Source organism: Bacteroides sp. AF20-13LB, assembly GCF_003603065.1.
GTDB classification, from domain to species: domain Bacteria; phylum Bacteroidota; class Bacteroidia; order Bacteroidales; family Bacteroidaceae; genus Bacteroides; species Bacteroides uniformis.
In genome coordinates this window covers 54683-70662 of the sequence record NZ_QTMH01000012.1, presented here as the reverse complement: position 1 = coordinate 70662, position 15980 = coordinate 54683, and the positions used below count along the sequence as shown (strand labels likewise).

The window sequence follows — 15980 nt, the reverse complement described above, 5'->3', positions numbered from 1 at the left end:
GAAATTATACAAAAAAAGCTTGTAATTTATTCTTTTATCTTATTTTTGCGATGCCATAGGCATAATAATAAGTATCCGGAAAAAAACATGCTTATTCCATCCAATAGAACAAAGAGGGAGTGCATTCTTTCAAGGTTATGTTTTCTAGTGCTTTCAGTATGGGTGTTCCTACCTTCCGCAGCACAGAACAATCCCTACAAGATAGACGATGCACTCTACCCCATCTACCAGCGGGCTTCCAAGCAGGCACGCCAGCAGGAGGGGTTGCTGGTGGCCGACACTTTGTATCAACAGGCTCTGAAGCTCGGTGACAAAAAAGCACAATGCCTGGCATACATCATCCCCCTGCAGTTCTATATATCCCAAAAAGATGATAGCAAAATAGAAAAGGCATCCACTGACCTGAAAGAGATTTCACGTGCCAATAACTATCTGCAATATTATTATCACGCTTGGAGCAGCGAAATCATCTACTTCCTGAACCAACAACGCTCATTGCTCGCCTTGCAGAAAGCGGAAAAAATGAAAAAGCAAGCTTTTGCCGACAGATACCCTTACGGTATCTTCAGCTGTATCCGAACCATGGGCCATATCTACAAATCACGCGGAAACTTCGACCTCTCCGCCCAATACTATCAGGAAGCCTTGGACTATATGCTGAAGAATATGCCCGACCAAGATCCCAGCCAACTATACTCAAGCCTTGCCGAATATTACCGTAACACCCAAAAAGATTACGCCACCGCACTGGACTATTGCGAAAAAGCCTTGAAGAGCGCCAAAACAGAACGGAACATAGCCCAAGCCATGATAGAGAAATGCCTGGTACTATTCCGGCAGGGACGTATAGATGAATTCAACGACTGCTATAAAGAAGCCGTACAAATGGCGGACCGTTGCAAGCTCTCTGCCAGCGTTTCCCTACTGATAGCCCACATCAGCAAGAACATACTGGACAAACAGTATGAGCAGGCCCATGCCCACGCTGACCAATTGTCCGAGAAAGGCTTGCAACAACATGCCTACATTTACGAATGCGCCAAAGACTATCCCAATGCCATCAAATATCTGAAAAAATACCACCAGCAGTTGGATTCGACGAACAATCTCCTGCAACTGTCGGACATCGCCGAACTGAACACCCAGATAGGCGCCGAACGTCTGAAAATGGAAAACATACAGGCCACCTCGCGCTACCGCATCACTCTTTTCAGCATTGTCACCGGCTTTTTGCTGTTATCCCTGCTTTTCCTGATGCTCTACCTCCACCGCAAACGTAAAGTCAACCTCGAACTATGCCACAAGAACGAGGAACTTTCCGAAGCGCGCGACCAAGCCGAAGCAGCCAACAAGGCAAAGAGCATCTTCCTGCAGAACATGAGTCACGAAATACGGACACCGCTCAACTCTATCGTGGGCTTCTCACAACTCATCACTTCCCCCGACGCGAACCTTTCCCAAGAGGAAAGGCAGGATTTCTGCCATCTCATACAGCACAATTCCGACCTCCTCCTTACACTGGTGGGGGACATCCTCAGCGCAGCCGAGTTGGAAAGCAACAGATACACCATGAAGATAGCGCCGCACAGTTGCAACAAGCTCTGCCGGGAAGCCATAACCACCGTTGAACACCGCAAGCCCGAAGGCGTGAAGCTCTACTACACCTCCGAAGTGGACGACTGCTACGAACTGAGCACCGACGGGCAACGTGTGTGCCAGATACTCATCAACTTCCTTACCAATGCAGAGAAACACACCACACAAGGCGAAATCCGCCTGCACTGCTCTCTCACAGAGAATCCCGGATACGTCACCTTCTCCGTCACCGATACCGGTACCGGCATTCCCCCGGAATACTCCGAGACCATCTTCGAACGCTTTGAAAAGGCCGACAGCTTCGGGCAAGGCACCGGTCTGGGACTCAATATCTGCCGCCTCATCGCCGAACGGCTGAAAGGGAAAGTGCTGCTGGACAAGGAGTACAAGGAGGGGGCAAGGTTCGTGTTTGTACTGCCGGTGGAGGAAAAAAATAAGAGTTATCTCAAAACTTGAAAGAATAGGTCAGCGAAGGGACGATGCCATAAAGATACAGTTTATAGATACGCCCGTTTCCTACAGAAAAGTGCCCTTGCCTCCCTGCATAAATAGAGAACACATTTTTCCGGCTATAAGCATTGATGATGGAAAGGCTCAAGTTGCGGTCTTGCCTGATACGCCACGTCGCCGAAAAGTCCAACTGGTGGAAAGCCGGAGCACGATAACCGTTCCGGGCAGAATAAATATAGACCAGTACATGTTCCGATTCATACTTTCCAATGGGGAGCGTAAGATTCATCCCCGATGCATAGGAGAAAGTGGAAGACAGAGACCAATGTCTGTTCATTTCCCAGTTTACGAACAATTTCAGGTTATGGGGACGGTCGTACACCGGTCTGTACTCCTCTCCTCCTATACGGTTACGCGCACGAGAGAGAGTATAACTAATCCATCCGGTCACGGCTCCTTTATTCTTTGACAAGTAGAATTCCAATCCACACCCTCTGGCAGAACCGGTTTCGACTTCATCCTCTATCCAGTCATTCTGAAAAATATCGGCATTTTTCCGATAATCCACCACATGGCTTGTCCGGCGCATATATGCCTCCAGCGACAATGTATATTCCTTATCAGGAAAATTGTACTCATATCCCAATGCCAGTTGGCGCATGACGGAGGGCTTCAACAGTGCATTGGCAGGCATCCACATGTCCGAGGGGATACCTACCGAAGAGGTGGTGAGCATGTGTATGCTCTGTGCCGCTTGTGTATACGATGCAGAAAACCGGTGCGAGGCATTCGGAATAAAAGAGAGCTCGGCACGGGGTTCGGGCATCACAAATGTCTTGGCTGCATAATAGGCAGAGGCCGGTGCATGCAGTACGGACAGCCTGACCCCGGCATTCAGAAGAAAACGGGGCAAGAATTTATAATTTGCCTCTGCATACAATGCCGCATCCCACAAACTCTTGCGCGGCATTTGCGAAGGAGTGATGTTAGAATCCTTACCGGACTTGCCCACCTCACCGGGCATCGTAGTGAAATAATGTAGGTTCACCCCTCCCTTCAAGGTCAGCAGATTGTTCTGATACCTCTCCCAATCCGACTTCAACTGATACGACTGCATGTTCGACTTCCACACATATCTCAATCCGTCCGACAACGATTTATACTTATAATAATAGTTGCTGAAGACAGCACTCGTATTCACATTCGTCTTATCATTCAGTATATGGTTCCAACGTATGGTAGCCGTGGCATTTCCCCAATCCATCCCATAGCCTTTCACCAGCTTGTTGAACACGGTATGGTCGCCTCCGCTATACAAGGAAAAGAACATCCGGTTCCGAGCATCCAGCGTTCTGTTCACTTTGGCATTGACATCATAAAACCACATCTGCGGTTTGGATGTCAGATTACTTCCCAACAGTCCGGCTACTACCCCCGGATATCCAAACCGGCCGGAAAGCAGATAAGACCCTTCTTTCTTCTTCAAAGGTCCCTCCAACAGCACTTTCGAGGCTATCAACCCCAAGCTGGCACTCCGTTCACGTTCCTTGCTGTTGCCTTCGCGCATACGCACGTCTATGACGGATGAAGAACGACCGCCATACTTCAGCGGGAAGAACGATTTGTACAAGTTCACCTCACGGATAGCATCGTTGTTGAACACCGAGAAGAAGGACAATACATGGCTGGGGTTATAAACTACAGCCTCATCCAGCAAGACCAGATTTCCCCATTGGTTACTGCCCCGTACAGAAATATTGTTTGCCCCTTCATTGCCACTCTGCACTCCGGGTAGAAATTGCAATGACTTCATCAAATCCGGTTCTCCTCCCACAGATGGCAATGCTTGTATTTCCTTTGCTTCTAAAGCAAATTGTCCGCTATGCTTGCGGCTTCCCACTATCTCGATACCTTTCAGCCAATAATCATCGGGAGTCAATGCGATATTCACCACCATGTTTCCTGATAAAGTCAAGGTATCCCTCCAAGTAACATACCCCAACATGGAACATTGCAATATACATTCCCCCTTGGGAAGTAATATGGAATAAAGTCCGTAAGCATTGGTTGCCATTCCCGTTCCCGACCTTCGTTCCAGCACATTGGCATCCGAAAGAATCTCACCCGTTTTGGCATCCGTCACACACCCTCGTACAACAACCTTTTGGGCAACCACTGCCTGACAGCTCAAAAACAAAATACAGAAATAAATCAGCGACCGTTTCATTAGCTTTATCTTCTTACGATTACAAAACAACACATCATCTTTCCCCCGTTGCAATGCCTTTTTCAGAAACTGCACTCACACGGAAGCAACCATACGCCCCGCCACTTATATTGCTGCCCACCGATGACGGTGCAGGCGTATAAGCACCACCATCCGACCGAAACTGGCGTATCATCTGGTCGAAAACGTCATAACAACTCTTGGAAATGGTCTGCGCCCATACATATAGGGAATCTCCCATGGGATAATCCCAACCCGGAGGATAACCCAAAGGATTTTCTCCGTCGTCAATCAGAAAATCAACCACATTCTCTTCAAGATACTCATCGCTCAAGATAGAATATCCCCAGAATTGGCCACTACTTAATAGAAACTGAGGATGCTTAAGAGAATAATTTGTATAACTATTTGCATTCAATTGAAACAGATAGTAATTGTCTACTCCAAAGGGATTGATAAAACTGATACAAGGTGCCCATGTATGCCCTTTCTCGTTAAAGTCAAAACGCTTCAATTTCATATCAGTAATAGGCAATGCAGATTCCATTCTTTGAATATCAGACTTATAATGTTTTCCTCCATAAAAAATATCCAACTGATAAGAATGCCCTTCTATACCATAAATCTTGGTAGTGGCATACATACCCCGGCAAGAAATATTATCATGCCCGGGATTCACTGCCACACGTGCAGACTTCTTCTGATAATAATCGTAATAGTCATAAAAGACCCCACCATAGTCATCATACGGATGAAGCACCTGCATTGTGTCCTTAATGCCATCCGTACAATCAGTCACTATCATAGTAGCATCTTCTATTCCTTCGTATTGTCCGTCTTGACCCGATATTAAAGCAGGTTTTCTCAAAAGGAAAAAGTAAGGTGGATTCTCACTGGTTATCACCCCGTTAAAAACAATTCCATCAAGCATAGAATCTGGAATATCAACATCAAACTCCTCCTCACAACCTGACAAAAGAAAAAGCAGACACAACGTCCATATAATACTGAAATACCTCACCATAATAGCCAAGATTTATTTTACAGTTCCAATTCCTGCTTCAAGAGTCTAGTCAGCTCTTCATAAGAATTTGTGATATATATCAATCTGTCATTAATGATAATGGTAGGAGTGGCAAATAGTCCCCGTTCCATCAATTTGTTGATGGTATGATTTACCCTATCATAATTCACCGCAGACAGCAGTTCTTGCTTATATTCTTCGACATCCAGACCCAGTCTACTGGCAGTAGCAAAAACAAACGCAGAATCGACCAAAGCCTCATGTTCAAAAATGGCATCATGAAACTCCCAGAATTTATTGTATTTGACGGCAGCTTCACATGACAAAGATGCAAGAGTAGGCTCATCGGCGAAATTAATAAAGCCGAATCTCACTTTATCCTTGTATTCACTATAAATCTGTTTCAACGTCTTTTCAAAGTCAACACAACGTTTGCAATCAAAGTCGGACGCTACAATAAAAGTGGTAGCAGCATTAAGATTCCCTCTATAATGTACATTCAAGTCACTAATAACACATTGAGGCTGTTTGGGAGGATAAAGATATCTTTTTATATCTGCTTTATTATACAGTGAATCTGCCAAATGCTGAATTACAGCAGCCCTTATATCATTTCTCAAAGAAATATTCCCTTCAATACTTCCTGAAGACACTTTGCTAAGCCTTTCTCTTGAATGGAGGACACGTTCATCTACTGAGCCGAACATCATAAGCAGGCTGTCTTCTTTACCATTTATCATCTCTTTTACATAATCATCAAGAAAAACATTGAACGTTTTCCCCACGGCAGCAGCTTCCTGCTCAATCAGTTTATGCTTAATCAAATCGTCCAAGGCTTTCAACTTTATTTCGTAAGCTGTATTCAATAAATCAAAAGTTTCCTGAGTAGTTAGTCGGGACAACTCTGAAGCACTGATTTCATAGCCATTCACTTCTGCCACAATGCTCTTGTCCCGATTGGAACAAGAGCACAGAAAAAAGAAATATAAAAAAATAAGATACTTCATATCGCTACGGCAGAGGGACTCTTCCAAAATTAGGATGATACAGATTTCTTAACACAAAGTCCTCCTTATCCGTATTCAAGACAACATAATATCTTGTATTATCTGTTCCTTCTATTCCATGCATACCCGATGATATACTTGAAGTATCTTCTTTATATCCTTTATAGTGCTTCAACCAATTTTTGTTACTGGAATCTTCATCATCAACATAAATTATTCCTCTATCAGTAAATGCTGGACCATCCAATAAAACCCCATATGTGATAGATTGTTTTGGACCAAGTCCAAAAGGTGGTGTCCATTGAGGACGAGGGTAAGGAGGATAGGCCCAAGCTAAAGCAGCATTAGTATCCACTATTGTATAACCAGCAAGATCTTTAACTGACGAAAATCTTGTATCAGTACTACTTATGCTATTCTTATTATGCTTATCATCACAATCATGATAACGAACAAGAACATCCATTGTACCACCAAACTGAGAATAATTTATATGATTAACAAGAAATACCCCACCTGGATAATACCTATTTGCTTCAGTCAAACAAAATTTAAAATTCACATTACCATTACCATCCACATATGTATCTCCCACTGGACCTGAAACTTTAGAATTCTGTCTAGTATCTTCTGCATCTAGATGAAGAGTTAACTCTTTGTACGTACCACATGAACCAACCTTGAAAACTCCTACTACGTCAGTTGTTGCGGCATAAGCTGTACGCATAACCCTTTCTTTAGCAACAGACAATCTGTTCATCAATTTCTGTTCATACTCATCCATCGTAGCCTGAATGGCCTGTTCGTCGGCTATTGTCTCAATTTTGGCAGAATCAGCTTCAGCGCTGGCGGCTCTGGTCGACAATTCATAATCCTCGGCAGCCCTGGCAAGCTCTGCATCGTTCTCCAATAAATCGTAGCTGTTGCTGCATGAGCAACAAGCCAGCGCGCCCAAAAAGGCGAACAGCAAATGTTTCTTCATTTTTTCTTGAATTATAGTGTTAGTACGTAAAATCCCCGTATAATACGGTATCTCCGATAGTAATTTCTATACGGTAAGCTTCTCCTTCATTTAATAAACCTGCTAAATTTAGTATTATCTCAGAAGTAGAAGTAGAGTACGAATCAGAAAGAATGGTTTCATTAGTAAAAAGGCTGGTAACTGAAACCTCAACATCAGCAGTACTCTTTAAATCTACTGATATTAATTCGTAATCCGAATTCAAATAAGCAAATACTTCGAATGGAATAGTAGAACGTCCTGCTTTCTCCGGAGAATTTTTAGAATCGTGCTTTTCCAATCTTATTTTCCTTTCATTCTTTTGATATTGTCCTGCATTTACACTCATAGAAATAAAGGAAAATAGACATAACAATAGTAGTTCTCTTGTCTTCATATTAATTAATTCAATGGTTTCGAGACAAAGGAAGATTACTTTCTTATACTAACAAAGAAAAAAGAGGTAATAAAGGTAACAACAACGGGTAACAAAAGTAACAAAGGAGAAGATATGCCATTGATTATCAACAATCAAAGATATGAGAGAACTGCTCAGCATCAATTTTGCCCTTAATACGGTTTTTCCTTACTTTTATGGCATCTGCAGAAACATTGGTGATATGCAGAATGACATCTTTGGGGCAACGAAGCAGAGACAACACACAATAAAGCAGGTCGTCATTCGTCAAATTGGGGTAACGTTCTTTCAGGTTACCCATGACATCGGCAAATGATTTCCGGATATTACTTACAATCAATGCTCTGTATGTATCTGCTATCTTGATTTGCATTGAAGGAGTGGCCTTCTTCAGTTCATCCAGTCTTTTACTTCCTGCCGTTGTTTCAAACAAAGACAGACAAATTTGAAAACGTTCTTTTTCCAATTTCTCCAGTTCTGCATTCCTGTCATCGGAAGATGCTTCGGTAACTTCACTCAGGAATATGGCTTCCGCACGGTTCTCCATCAATCGCTGCTGCAAATCTACATATTTCTTTTTCCTACGACCATCACGCCACAGATAAAGAATAATCAATATCGCTACCAGAACAAGAAAAGCGGCAACCAAACCTACAATAATCCATTGATTTCTGGCAGACAACTCGCGTTTATGCAACTCCACCAGATGATTATCCATCAGTTTATCAAGCTCTGCACGGTCATTCATCGCTTGGATAGAATCATAATAGATAAAGAAAGAATCAGCATACAAAGTAGACTCCTTCCATAATTTCATTTTCTTGTATTCCCGAAACAAGCAGTCATAAGACGATGCCTTTACATATATGTTGGAGGATTCAGCACCTATCTTCCAATAATAAATGGCAGAATCGCTTTGGTTTAAGTCACCTAAAATATCCCCTTTGGTAGAACAAGCTAAAGTATAATCTTTTTTGGAAGATTGATATGACAATGCTTTCGATATATAAAATTCAGCTTCGGCATATCTGTCTTGTTCATTATAGAGAGCAGCTATATCGCTACATATAGCAAATAGCAAATCGGAACGCTGAAGAGCAGAAGCCATTTCTAACACTTGCCGATAATACACCAAAGCACTATCCAATTGATATTCCACCAAGAAAGTATCTCCAATATCATTCAAGAGATAACAAGCCCGGGCAGAATCTTTACCCACACAAAAGGCATACCCTTTTTTATACATGTCTCTTGCGATAGAGCGCAGTTTTTGTCCACTATAGCAACTCCCTAAATGGGTGTACAGCATCGCCACGAATATAGAGTCCTTCTCTGGTATCAGTTCCAGCGACTTCAGATAGAGGCTTATCGCCTTCGGAAACTCTTTATTTTCCAGATAGACACATCCCCAATAGAAGTATGCTTGCGCCAGCCGTTCCTGCTTTCTGCCTCCGTCGTAATAGTCTACCGCTATCTGTATCAGCGAATCGTTCTCCAGCAGCACACAACTCTTGTATCGGGCTTGTGTCAGCAGCAACGCATACAAGGCGCGTTCTTCTCCCCGCAACTCGCGGGAATCCGGTATCTGTTCCAACACCAGCAAAGCACTGTCGGGATTGCTCCACATCATGGAATCGGCAGAAAGAAGCGCAGGATATACAGAAGCAATCTCCCTCCTGCAAGAATGACACAGAAAGACAAGGCCTGAACAAAAGCAGAAAATATATAGAAGGTGTCTCATATATCAGTATTATTGTCGTCTCTGCTGCAAAAATACATAATTTAAGACAGAATGCCGTCACTTCATTTCAATTTATAACTTACAAAGCACGGCTCTTTCATTTAAGGGAGTTATCGGGGGAGGTAGAAGGAGTTAAAGGGCGATAACTCCTTCTACCTCCCCTGATAACTCCCCGACTATGAACACCTCCTTCTGACTCCTGCAAATAGAATATTCGTTTGCTGGTAAACTACGAAATCATTTGTTAGTAACAAACGATTTCGTATATTTGCAGGAATCAATCCCCTAACAAGATGATCAGACAAGAAGAAATATCGGCTATATTGGATGCGCAAGCCGAGATATTCCGCAAAAAAGAAAACGGACTGACGCGCGAGGCACTGGCCGGCGTACCGGCAGTACCTTCGTTTGCCACCATCATCACCGGCATCCGCCGTTGTGGCAAGAGCACCCTCTTGCGGCAACTCATGTCCCGGAAGTACGACCAGGCGCTCTACCTGAACTTTGAGGACATCCGCCTTGCCAACTTCGATGCCGATGACTTCACCCGCCTATTGCGGGAGATAGAACGCCGCGGCATCCGCGTACTGTTCTTCGACGAGATACAGATTATCCCCAAATGGGAAATCTTTATCCATCAGATGCTCAATGCAGAATATACCATATTCATCAGCGGCTCCAACGCCTCGTTGCTGAGCAGGGAACTGGGCACCCACCTCACCGGCCGACACATCCCGATGGAGCTTTTTCCCTTCTCTTATTCAGAGTTCTTGTCGTTCAGAAACCTGCCTGCCGGTGAAGATTCGCTTTCGGCCTATATGCACGATGGGGGCATCCCGGAATATGTGAAGTATCATGCCGAGATTATCCTGAACACACTGATTGACGACATCCTGATACGGGACATCGCCATACGCAATTCGATAAAGGATGTGAACTCACTACGCGCACTTGCCGTCTACCTGCTATCCAATGTAGGCAACCTTGTATCGGCGGGGAAACTGACCGGGATGTTCGATATAAAGGCAACGTCTACCTTCTTGGATTACTTCTCGTTCTATCAAAGTTCCTATCTGCTGGAGTTCGTGCCCATCTTCAATTATTCGCTGAAGGTGCAAGCTCGGAATCCGAAAAAAGTATATGCCATGGACTTAGGGTTGGTGAACGAAGCTGCGGCCAACTTCTCGGACGCTACCGGGCATAAGCTGGAGAACCTTATCTTCCTGCATCTGCGCAGGCAACCGGGCAGCATCTGCTACTATAAAGACAAGGGGGAATGCGACTTCATAGTCAGCGAGAAAGGCAAAGTGTGCCGCGCCGTCCAAGTCTGCCACCAGATAACCGAACTGAACTTCACCCGCGAATACAACGGACTGCTGGAAGCCATGAAGGCACTCAACCTTACGGAGGGTGTCATCGTGACCACCAATCAGGCCGATCGTTTCGAAGAAGACGGGAAGACAATCCGAATGATACCTGCCAGCGAGTTCCTGCTCGGATAGCCAAATTAAGGAAATCAAAGGCTGCCACTTCCGTCCCGATACTTCGGAGCAGAAGGGCAGCCTTCTATATAAATAGCCGTAAAGCTACGCTGATTACTTTTTCAATGGATAATTGATAATTGACAATTAGGGGAGGCTATAGGCTGAAGGCGGCTTTTACCTTCTCCACATAGTCCAGCTTTTCCCAGGTGAAGAGCTCTACCTCTATGTCCTTGTCGCCTTCGTAGCGGCTACGGAAGTGCTTGACGACGGTCTGCGGCTCGCGGCCCATGTGTCCGTAGGCGGCAGTCTCCTGATAGATGGGGTTGCGCAGTTTCAGGCGGTCTTCTATCGCCTTGGGGCGGAGGTCGAACAGCTCGTCAATTTTACGGGCAATCTCACCGTCGCTCATATTGACGTGGCTGCGGCCATAAGTATCTACGAAGATATTGATGGGGCGTGCCACACCGATAGCGTAACTTACCTGTACCAGCATTTCGTCGGCAACGCCGGCAGCTACCAGATTCTTGGCAATGTGGCGGGCTGCATAAGCTGCGCTGCGGTCTACCTTAGAGGGGTCCTTTCCGGAGAAAGCGCCGCCGCCGTGGGCACCCTTGCCGCCGTAGGTATCTACGATAATCTTGCGTCCCGTCAGCCCGGTGTCACCGTGGGGACCACCGATTACGAACTTGCCCGTGGGGTTGACGTGATATGTGATACGGTCGTTGAACAGTGCCAGCACCTTTTCATGATGGATGGAAGCAATGACACGCGGCATCAGAATCTCGATTACATCCCGGCGGATTTGGGCGAGCATTTCCTCGTCGGCCTTCAGCTGGGCGGCATCGCTGTCGTCGGCAGGCTGTACGAAGTCGTCGTGCTGGGTGGAAACTACGATGGTATCGATGCGTACGGGTGTGCCGTTGTCATCATATTCGATGGTCACCTGGCTCTTGGCGTCGGGACGGAGGTAGGTCATCACCTTGCCTTCGCGACGGACATCTGCCAGCACTTGCAGGATGCGGTGTGCAAGGTCCAGTGAAAGCGGCATGTAATTCTCCGTTTCGTTGGTGGCGTAGCCGAACATCATTCCCTGGTCTCCGGCACCTTGTTCCATGGGGTCCTGTCGCTCCACGCCGCGGTTGATGTCGGGGCTCTGCTCGTGGATGGCGCTCAGCACGCCGCACGAATTGCTCTCGAACATATACTCGCCTTTGGTATAGCCGATTTTCTTGATTACTTCGCGTGCGATGAGAGGCATGTCAACGTACGCTTTGGTTTTCACTTCTCCAGCCAGCACTACCTGACCGGTAGTAACCAGAGTTTCGCAAGCTACTTTCGAACTGGGGTCGTAGGCCAACAGTTTGTCAAGCACAGCGTCCGATATTTGATCGGCCACTTTGTCGGGGTGTCCTTCAGACACCGATTCGGATGTGAATAAATATCCCATTTCAGTTGAGAATTGATAGTTGATAATTGATAATTCAACGAATGGCGGAAGGAGGTGTGTGGAGTAGATGCATCCGGCACACAAACGTGCCGTCAGAAAAGGATGTGTTTTAGCATTTTTTTCTGTGGTTGCAAGCTACTCAAATCTCTCCACATATCGTTTTTCGGAGGCAAAGATAAAAAAGAAATCTTGTATCTGCGCTACAGATAGCAGAGATTAACACTGATTTTGCAACAATTCCCCGATTGTCTTTCCCAATACCGGATGCACCACGCCTGAAGCAATCTCCGCCAACGGCTCCATCACGAAACGGCGTTCCTGCATCAGCGGATGAGGAAGTTTCAGTTCGGGAGTATCCAGCAAAACGGGAGTACCGTCATCGGCAAAACAGAGCAACAGGTCGATGTCTATCACACGGTCGCTATACACTGCATTGACAGACTTATGCGTACGCCCCATCTCCCGCTCGATTTCCTGCGTCGTTTGCAACACCTCCAAAGGCGCCAAAGCAGTGTCTACGCAGAGTGCGGCATTCAGAAAAGTATTATCGGAAGAAAAGCCCCACGGAGCAGTAGCATAAAAAGCAGATAGGGAAATCACTTCACCTATCTGCTTTCTTATCTTTTGGACGGCCATGCGGAGATTCTGCTCCTTATCGCCGAGATTGGTACCAAGACTGAAATAAACAACCATAATTACCGGTCTGTAATCAGCATCGCATCTCCATACGTACCAAAGCGGTACTCTTCCTTCAATGCCACATTGTATGCCTCCATCACCTGCTCGTAACCGCCGAAAGCGGCAACAATCATCAGCAGGGTACTGAGCGGCATGTGGAAGTTGGATATCATGGCATTGGCCACGGTAAAGTCGTACGGCGGGAAGATGAACTTGTTGGTCCAACCCTCGTATTCCTTCAAATGTCCGTCGGTGCTGACAGTGCTCTCGATGGCACGCATCACGGTGGTACCTACGGCACAGACTTGGCGGTTCAGGTCTTTGGCATGGTTCACAATCCGTACGGCTTCCTCGTTCACAATCATCTGCTCGGAGTCTGTCTTGTGCTTGGTGAGGTCTTCCACATCAATGTCGCGGAAGTTACCCAAGCCAGCATGCAGGGTGATGTAGGCAAAGTCAATACCCTTGATTTCCATACGCTTCATCAGCTCGCGGCTGAAGTGCAGGCTGGCGGTAGGCGCCGTAACAGCTCCTTCGTTGCGTGCAAAAATAGACTGGAAACGTTCGGCATCGTCCGGCTCTACGGGACGGTTGATGATACTGTGGGGCAGCGGCGTTTCGCCCAGCGCATAGAGCGCCTTCTTGAACTCATCGTGCGGACCGTCGTAAAGGAAACGAAGCGTACGCCCACGCGAAGTGGTGTTGTCGATAACCTCAGCCACCATGGAGTCGTCGTCACCGAAGTAGAGCTTATTGCCGATACGTATTTTACGGGCAGGATCCACCAGTACATCCCACAACCGGAGCTCTTCGTTCAACTCACGCAACAAGAACACTTCAATACGCGCACCGGTCTTTTCCTTGTTACCGTACAAGCGGGCAGGGAAAACCTTGGTGTCGTTGAAGATAAACACATCTTTGTCATCAAAATAGTCCAGAACATCCTTGAACATCTTGTGCTCAATCTCACCCGTCTTACGGTGCAACACCAACAGACGTGACTCGTCTCTGTACTTCGTGGGGTGCAAAGCTATCTTCTCTTCGGGAAGCTTGAATTTGAATTGCGACAGTTTCATAATTAGTTATGAGTTATAAGTTATTTATTATTTATATCAGTCTGTTTTAGTCATAAGAGGGTATGAGTTATCCGGCAGTATGCTACACTTCATAGCAAATAACTCATAACTTATAACTAAATATCTATCTCCTGCGCCTCTATCCACTCTTTAAAATCGAGGGGATTGAGGCAGTCTGCCAGCCGGACGTCGCCTACGCGGGTACGCTCCAGGGCGGTGAGGTGAGCGCCGCTCTGCAGGGCTTCGCCGATGTCACGTGCCAGGGCGCGGATATAGGTTCCTTTGCTGCATACTACGCGTACCTTTATCCACGGTTCGGCAATACCCAGCCCGTCGTCCAGCAGCTCTATCTCGTCGATGACGAGCAACTTGGGTTTCAGCTCTACCTCCTCTCCCTTGCGGGCAAGGTCGTAGGCACGTTTCCCGTTCACCATACATGCCGAGAAGGCGGGAGGCACTTGCTGTATCTCGCCGATGAACTTCTTCAGCGTCTCCTCCACCAGTCCGCGGGTGATGTGCTCCGTGGGATAGGTGGCATCTATCTCATGTTCCAGGTCGTAAGAGGGAGTGGTGGCACCCAACCGGATGGTGGCAACGTACTCCTTCGTGTGATACTGGAATTCCTCAATCCGTTTCGTGGCCTTGCCCGTACAGACTATCATCACCCCCGTAGCAAGCGGGTCGAGGGTACCGGCATGGCCTACTTTCAACTTCTTCTCCTTTATCCGCCGGCAGATGTGGTAACGCGCATGTCCCACAACCTTGAACGATGTCCATCCCAGCGGTTTATTGAAATAGAGGACTTCTCCTTCTTTAAAATTCATTGGCCTCTCCCCTAACCCCTCCCCGGTAGGGAGGGGGATAAAATGGTACAACTTAATATTTTTCTCTTATTGATTTCCGGAGTAATCAGTCTTTCCCCCCACACAAGGAGGGGACTTTAGCTTAATATGAGCGTTATGACACCGGCTATCGCGCAATAGATGGCAAAATAAATCAGCTTGCCCTTCTTCACAATATTTATCATCCACTTGCAGGCCAGGCAGCCCGAAACAAAAGCAGCCAGGAAACCTACCACCAGCGAAAGTGTCGGAATATCCCCTGCAACCGCCTCACCTTTCATCATCTTCATTCCATCCAGCAGTGCCTCGCCCAGGATGGGAGGCATCACCATCAGGAAAGAGAACTGTGCCAGCTTCGCCTTGTTGTCGCCCAGCAACAGACCGGTTGCAATGGTGCTGCCCGAACGGGAAAGCCCCGGAAGCACCGCGCATGCTTGTGCCAGACCGATGATAAAGGCATCCTTCATGCTGATGTTCTCCTTCTGCTTCGGCTTATAATAATAGGAGAAAGACAGCAGCAGAGCTGTCAGCAGCAGGCAGCAGCCCACAACGACCAGTCCCGAACCGAAAATGGCCTCTACTTCGTCCTTGAAAAATACCCCCACAATGCCGATAGGTATCATGGATACCAGTATATTGATGACGTAACGTGTCTCCTCGTTCATCTGCCACTTGAACAGTCCCTTGAAAATCCAGTCAATCTCTTTCCAGAGTATCACCAGCGTACTGAACACCGTAGCCACATGTACCACTATCGTAAAAGCAAGATTCTCCTCTCCCTCAATACCGAACAATGCCGAACCGATGGCGAGGTGTCCGCTACTGCTCACCGGCAGATATTCGGTCAGTCCTTGAATAAGCCCAAGGATAAGCGCTTCAAACCATTCCAATTTGTTTAAGTTTTTAAGTTCTTGAGTTGCCGGAGGGGCTGTCCGGAAGCTCTGTTACTACTTTCTTTCTGATTATTTTTCAGACGCAGATAACGCAGAT

13 protein-coding genes are annotated in these 15980 nt (G+C 46.4%); 2 read left to right on the top strand and 11 right to left on the bottom strand.

Features of this window, described 5'->3' with window-relative positions; all coding sequences use genetic code 11:
* Positions 1-87 precede the first annotated feature (87 nt).
* Positions 88-2052, top strand: coding sequence for an ATP-binding protein (locus DWX62_RS15520; protein WP_120172995.1), 1965 nt, complete (start codon positions 88-90; stop codon positions 2050-2052).
* Here the strand turns inward: DWX62_RS15520 and DWX62_RS15515 are convergent.
* The 6 genes from DWX62_RS15515 to DWX62_RS15490 form a co-directional block, all read right to left on the bottom strand.
* Positions 2042-4273 (bottom strand): TonB-dependent receptor, encoded by a 2232-nt coding sequence (locus DWX62_RS15515; protein ID WP_120172994.1) that lies wholly within the window; start codon positions 4271-4273, stop codon positions 2042-2044. The two genes, DWX62_RS15520 and DWX62_RS15515, sit on opposite strands and share 11 nt — an antisense overlap.
* A gap of 34 nt (positions 4274-4307) precedes the next feature.
* Positions 4308-5297 (bottom strand): DUF4249 family protein, encoded by a 990-nt coding sequence (locus tag DWX62_RS15510; protein WP_120172993.1) that lies wholly within the window; start codon positions 5295-5297, stop codon positions 4308-4310.
* A gap of 17 nt (positions 5298-5314) precedes the next feature.
* Positions 5315-6238 carry a thioredoxin domain-containing protein gene (locus DWX62_RS15505; RefSeq protein WP_310592613.1) on the bottom strand — a complete coding sequence of 308 codons (924 nt, stop codon included), beginning with the start codon at positions 6236-6238 and terminating at the stop codon, positions 5315-5317.
* A 70-nt stretch (positions 6239-6308) separates the two neighbouring features.
* Entirely contained in the window at positions 6309-7286 is a 978-nt protein-coding gene (locus DWX62_RS15500) for a hypothetical protein (protein ID WP_005834017.1), read from the bottom strand.
* 19 nt (positions 7287-7305) lie between these two features.
* A complete protein-coding gene (locus DWX62_RS15495; protein ID WP_005834014.1) occupies positions 7306-7701 on the bottom strand; it encodes a DUF3244 domain-containing protein in 396 nt (131 codons plus the stop codon).
* A gap of 127 nt (positions 7702-7828) precedes the next feature.
* Positions 7829-9463 carry a tetratricopeptide repeat protein gene (locus tag DWX62_RS15490; protein WP_005834011.1) on the bottom strand — a complete coding sequence of 545 codons (1635 nt, stop codon included), beginning with the start codon at positions 9461-9463 and terminating at the stop codon, positions 7829-7831.
* 293 nt (positions 9464-9756) lie between these two features.
* On the opposite strand from DWX62_RS15490, the gene DWX62_RS15485 reads away from it, so the two are divergent.
* The gene (locus DWX62_RS15485) at positions 9757-10965 is read left to right on the top strand and encodes an ATP-binding protein (RefSeq protein WP_120172992.1); all 1209 of its coding nucleotides are present in this window, start codon (positions 9757-9759) and stop codon (positions 10963-10965) included.
* Between the two features lie 136 nt (positions 10966-11101).
* On the opposite strand, the gene metK is transcribed toward DWX62_RS15485, so the two are convergent.
* The 5 genes from metK to DWX62_RS15460 all read right to left on the bottom strand — a co-directional run bounded on the left by metK (position 11102) and on the right by DWX62_RS15460 (position 15880).
* Positions 11102-12394 carry a methionine adenosyltransferase gene (gene metK, locus DWX62_RS15480; RefSeq protein WP_118274275.1) on the bottom strand — a complete coding sequence of 431 codons (1293 nt, stop codon included), beginning with the start codon at positions 12392-12394 and terminating at the stop codon, positions 11102-11104.
* A gap of 216 nt (positions 12395-12610) precedes the next feature.
* Positions 12611-13087 carry a 2-amino-4-hydroxy-6-hydroxymethyldihydropteridine diphosphokinase gene (gene folK, locus DWX62_RS15475; protein ID WP_005825297.1) on the bottom strand — a complete coding sequence of 159 codons (477 nt, stop codon included), beginning with the start codon at positions 13085-13087 and terminating at the stop codon, positions 12611-12613.
* A gap of 2 nt (positions 13088-13089) precedes the next feature.
* Positions 13090-14148 (bottom strand): tRNA preQ1(34) S-adenosylmethionine ribosyltransferase-isomerase QueA, encoded by a 1059-nt coding sequence (gene queA, locus DWX62_RS15470; protein WP_005825296.1) that lies wholly within the window; start codon positions 14146-14148, stop codon positions 13090-13092.
* Positions 14149-14264: 116 nt separating this feature from the next.
* The gene (gene truB / locus DWX62_RS15465) at positions 14265-14972 is read right to left on the bottom strand and encodes a tRNA pseudouridine(55) synthase TruB (RefSeq protein ID WP_120172991.1); all 708 of its coding nucleotides are present in this window, start codon (positions 14970-14972) and stop codon (positions 14265-14267) included.
* A 116-nt stretch (positions 14973-15088) separates the two neighbouring features.
* A complete protein-coding gene (locus DWX62_RS15460; RefSeq protein WP_005825291.1) occupies positions 15089-15880 on the bottom strand; it encodes an undecaprenyl-diphosphate phosphatase in 792 nt (263 codons plus the stop codon).
* Between the last annotated feature and the right edge of the window lie 100 nt (positions 15881-15980).

What these genes read in the sequence shown, in the direction of transcription:
- metK (WP_118274275.1), bottom strand. Translation starts at nt 12,394, where the DNA reads ATGGGATATTTATTCACATCCGAATCGGTGTCTGAAGGACACCCCGAC.
- DWX62_RS15495 (WP_005834014.1), bottom strand. Translation starts at nt 7,701, where the DNA reads ATGAAGACAAGAGAACTACTATTGTTATGTCTATTTTCCTTTATTTCT.
- DWX62_RS15520 (WP_120172995.1), top strand. Translation starts at nt 88, where the DNA reads ATGCTTATTCCATCCAATAGAACAAAGAGGGAGTGCATTCTTTCAAGG.
- truB (WP_120172991.1), bottom strand. Translation starts at nt 14,972, where the DNA reads ATGAATTTTAAAGAAGGAGAAGTCCTCTATTTCAATAAACCGCTGGGA.
- DWX62_RS15515 (WP_120172994.1), bottom strand. Translation starts at nt 4,273, where the DNA reads ATGAAACGGTCGCTGATTTATTTCTGTATTTTGTTTTTGAGCTGTCAG.
- DWX62_RS15500 (WP_005834017.1), bottom strand. Translation starts at nt 7,286, where the DNA reads ATGAAGAAACATTTGCTGTTCGCCTTTTTGGGCGCGCTGGCTTGTTGC.
- DWX62_RS15490 (WP_005834011.1), bottom strand. Translation starts at nt 9,463, where the DNA reads ATGAGACACCTTCTATATATTTTCTGCTTTTGTTCAGGCCTTGTCTTT.
- folK (WP_005825297.1), bottom strand. Translation starts at nt 13,087, where the DNA reads ATGGTTGTTTATTTCAGTCTTGGTACCAATCTCGGCGATAAGGAGCAG.
- DWX62_RS15485 (WP_120172992.1), top strand. Translation starts at nt 9,757, where the DNA reads ATGATCAGACAAGAAGAAATATCGGCTATATTGGATGCGCAAGCCGAG.
- queA (WP_005825296.1), bottom strand. Translation starts at nt 14,148, where the DNA reads ATGAAACTGTCGCAATTCAAATTCAAGCTTCCCGAAGAGAAGATAGCT.
- DWX62_RS15510 (WP_120172993.1), bottom strand. Translation starts at nt 5,297, where the DNA reads ATGGTGAGGTATTTCAGTATTATATGGACGTTGTGTCTGCTTTTTCTT.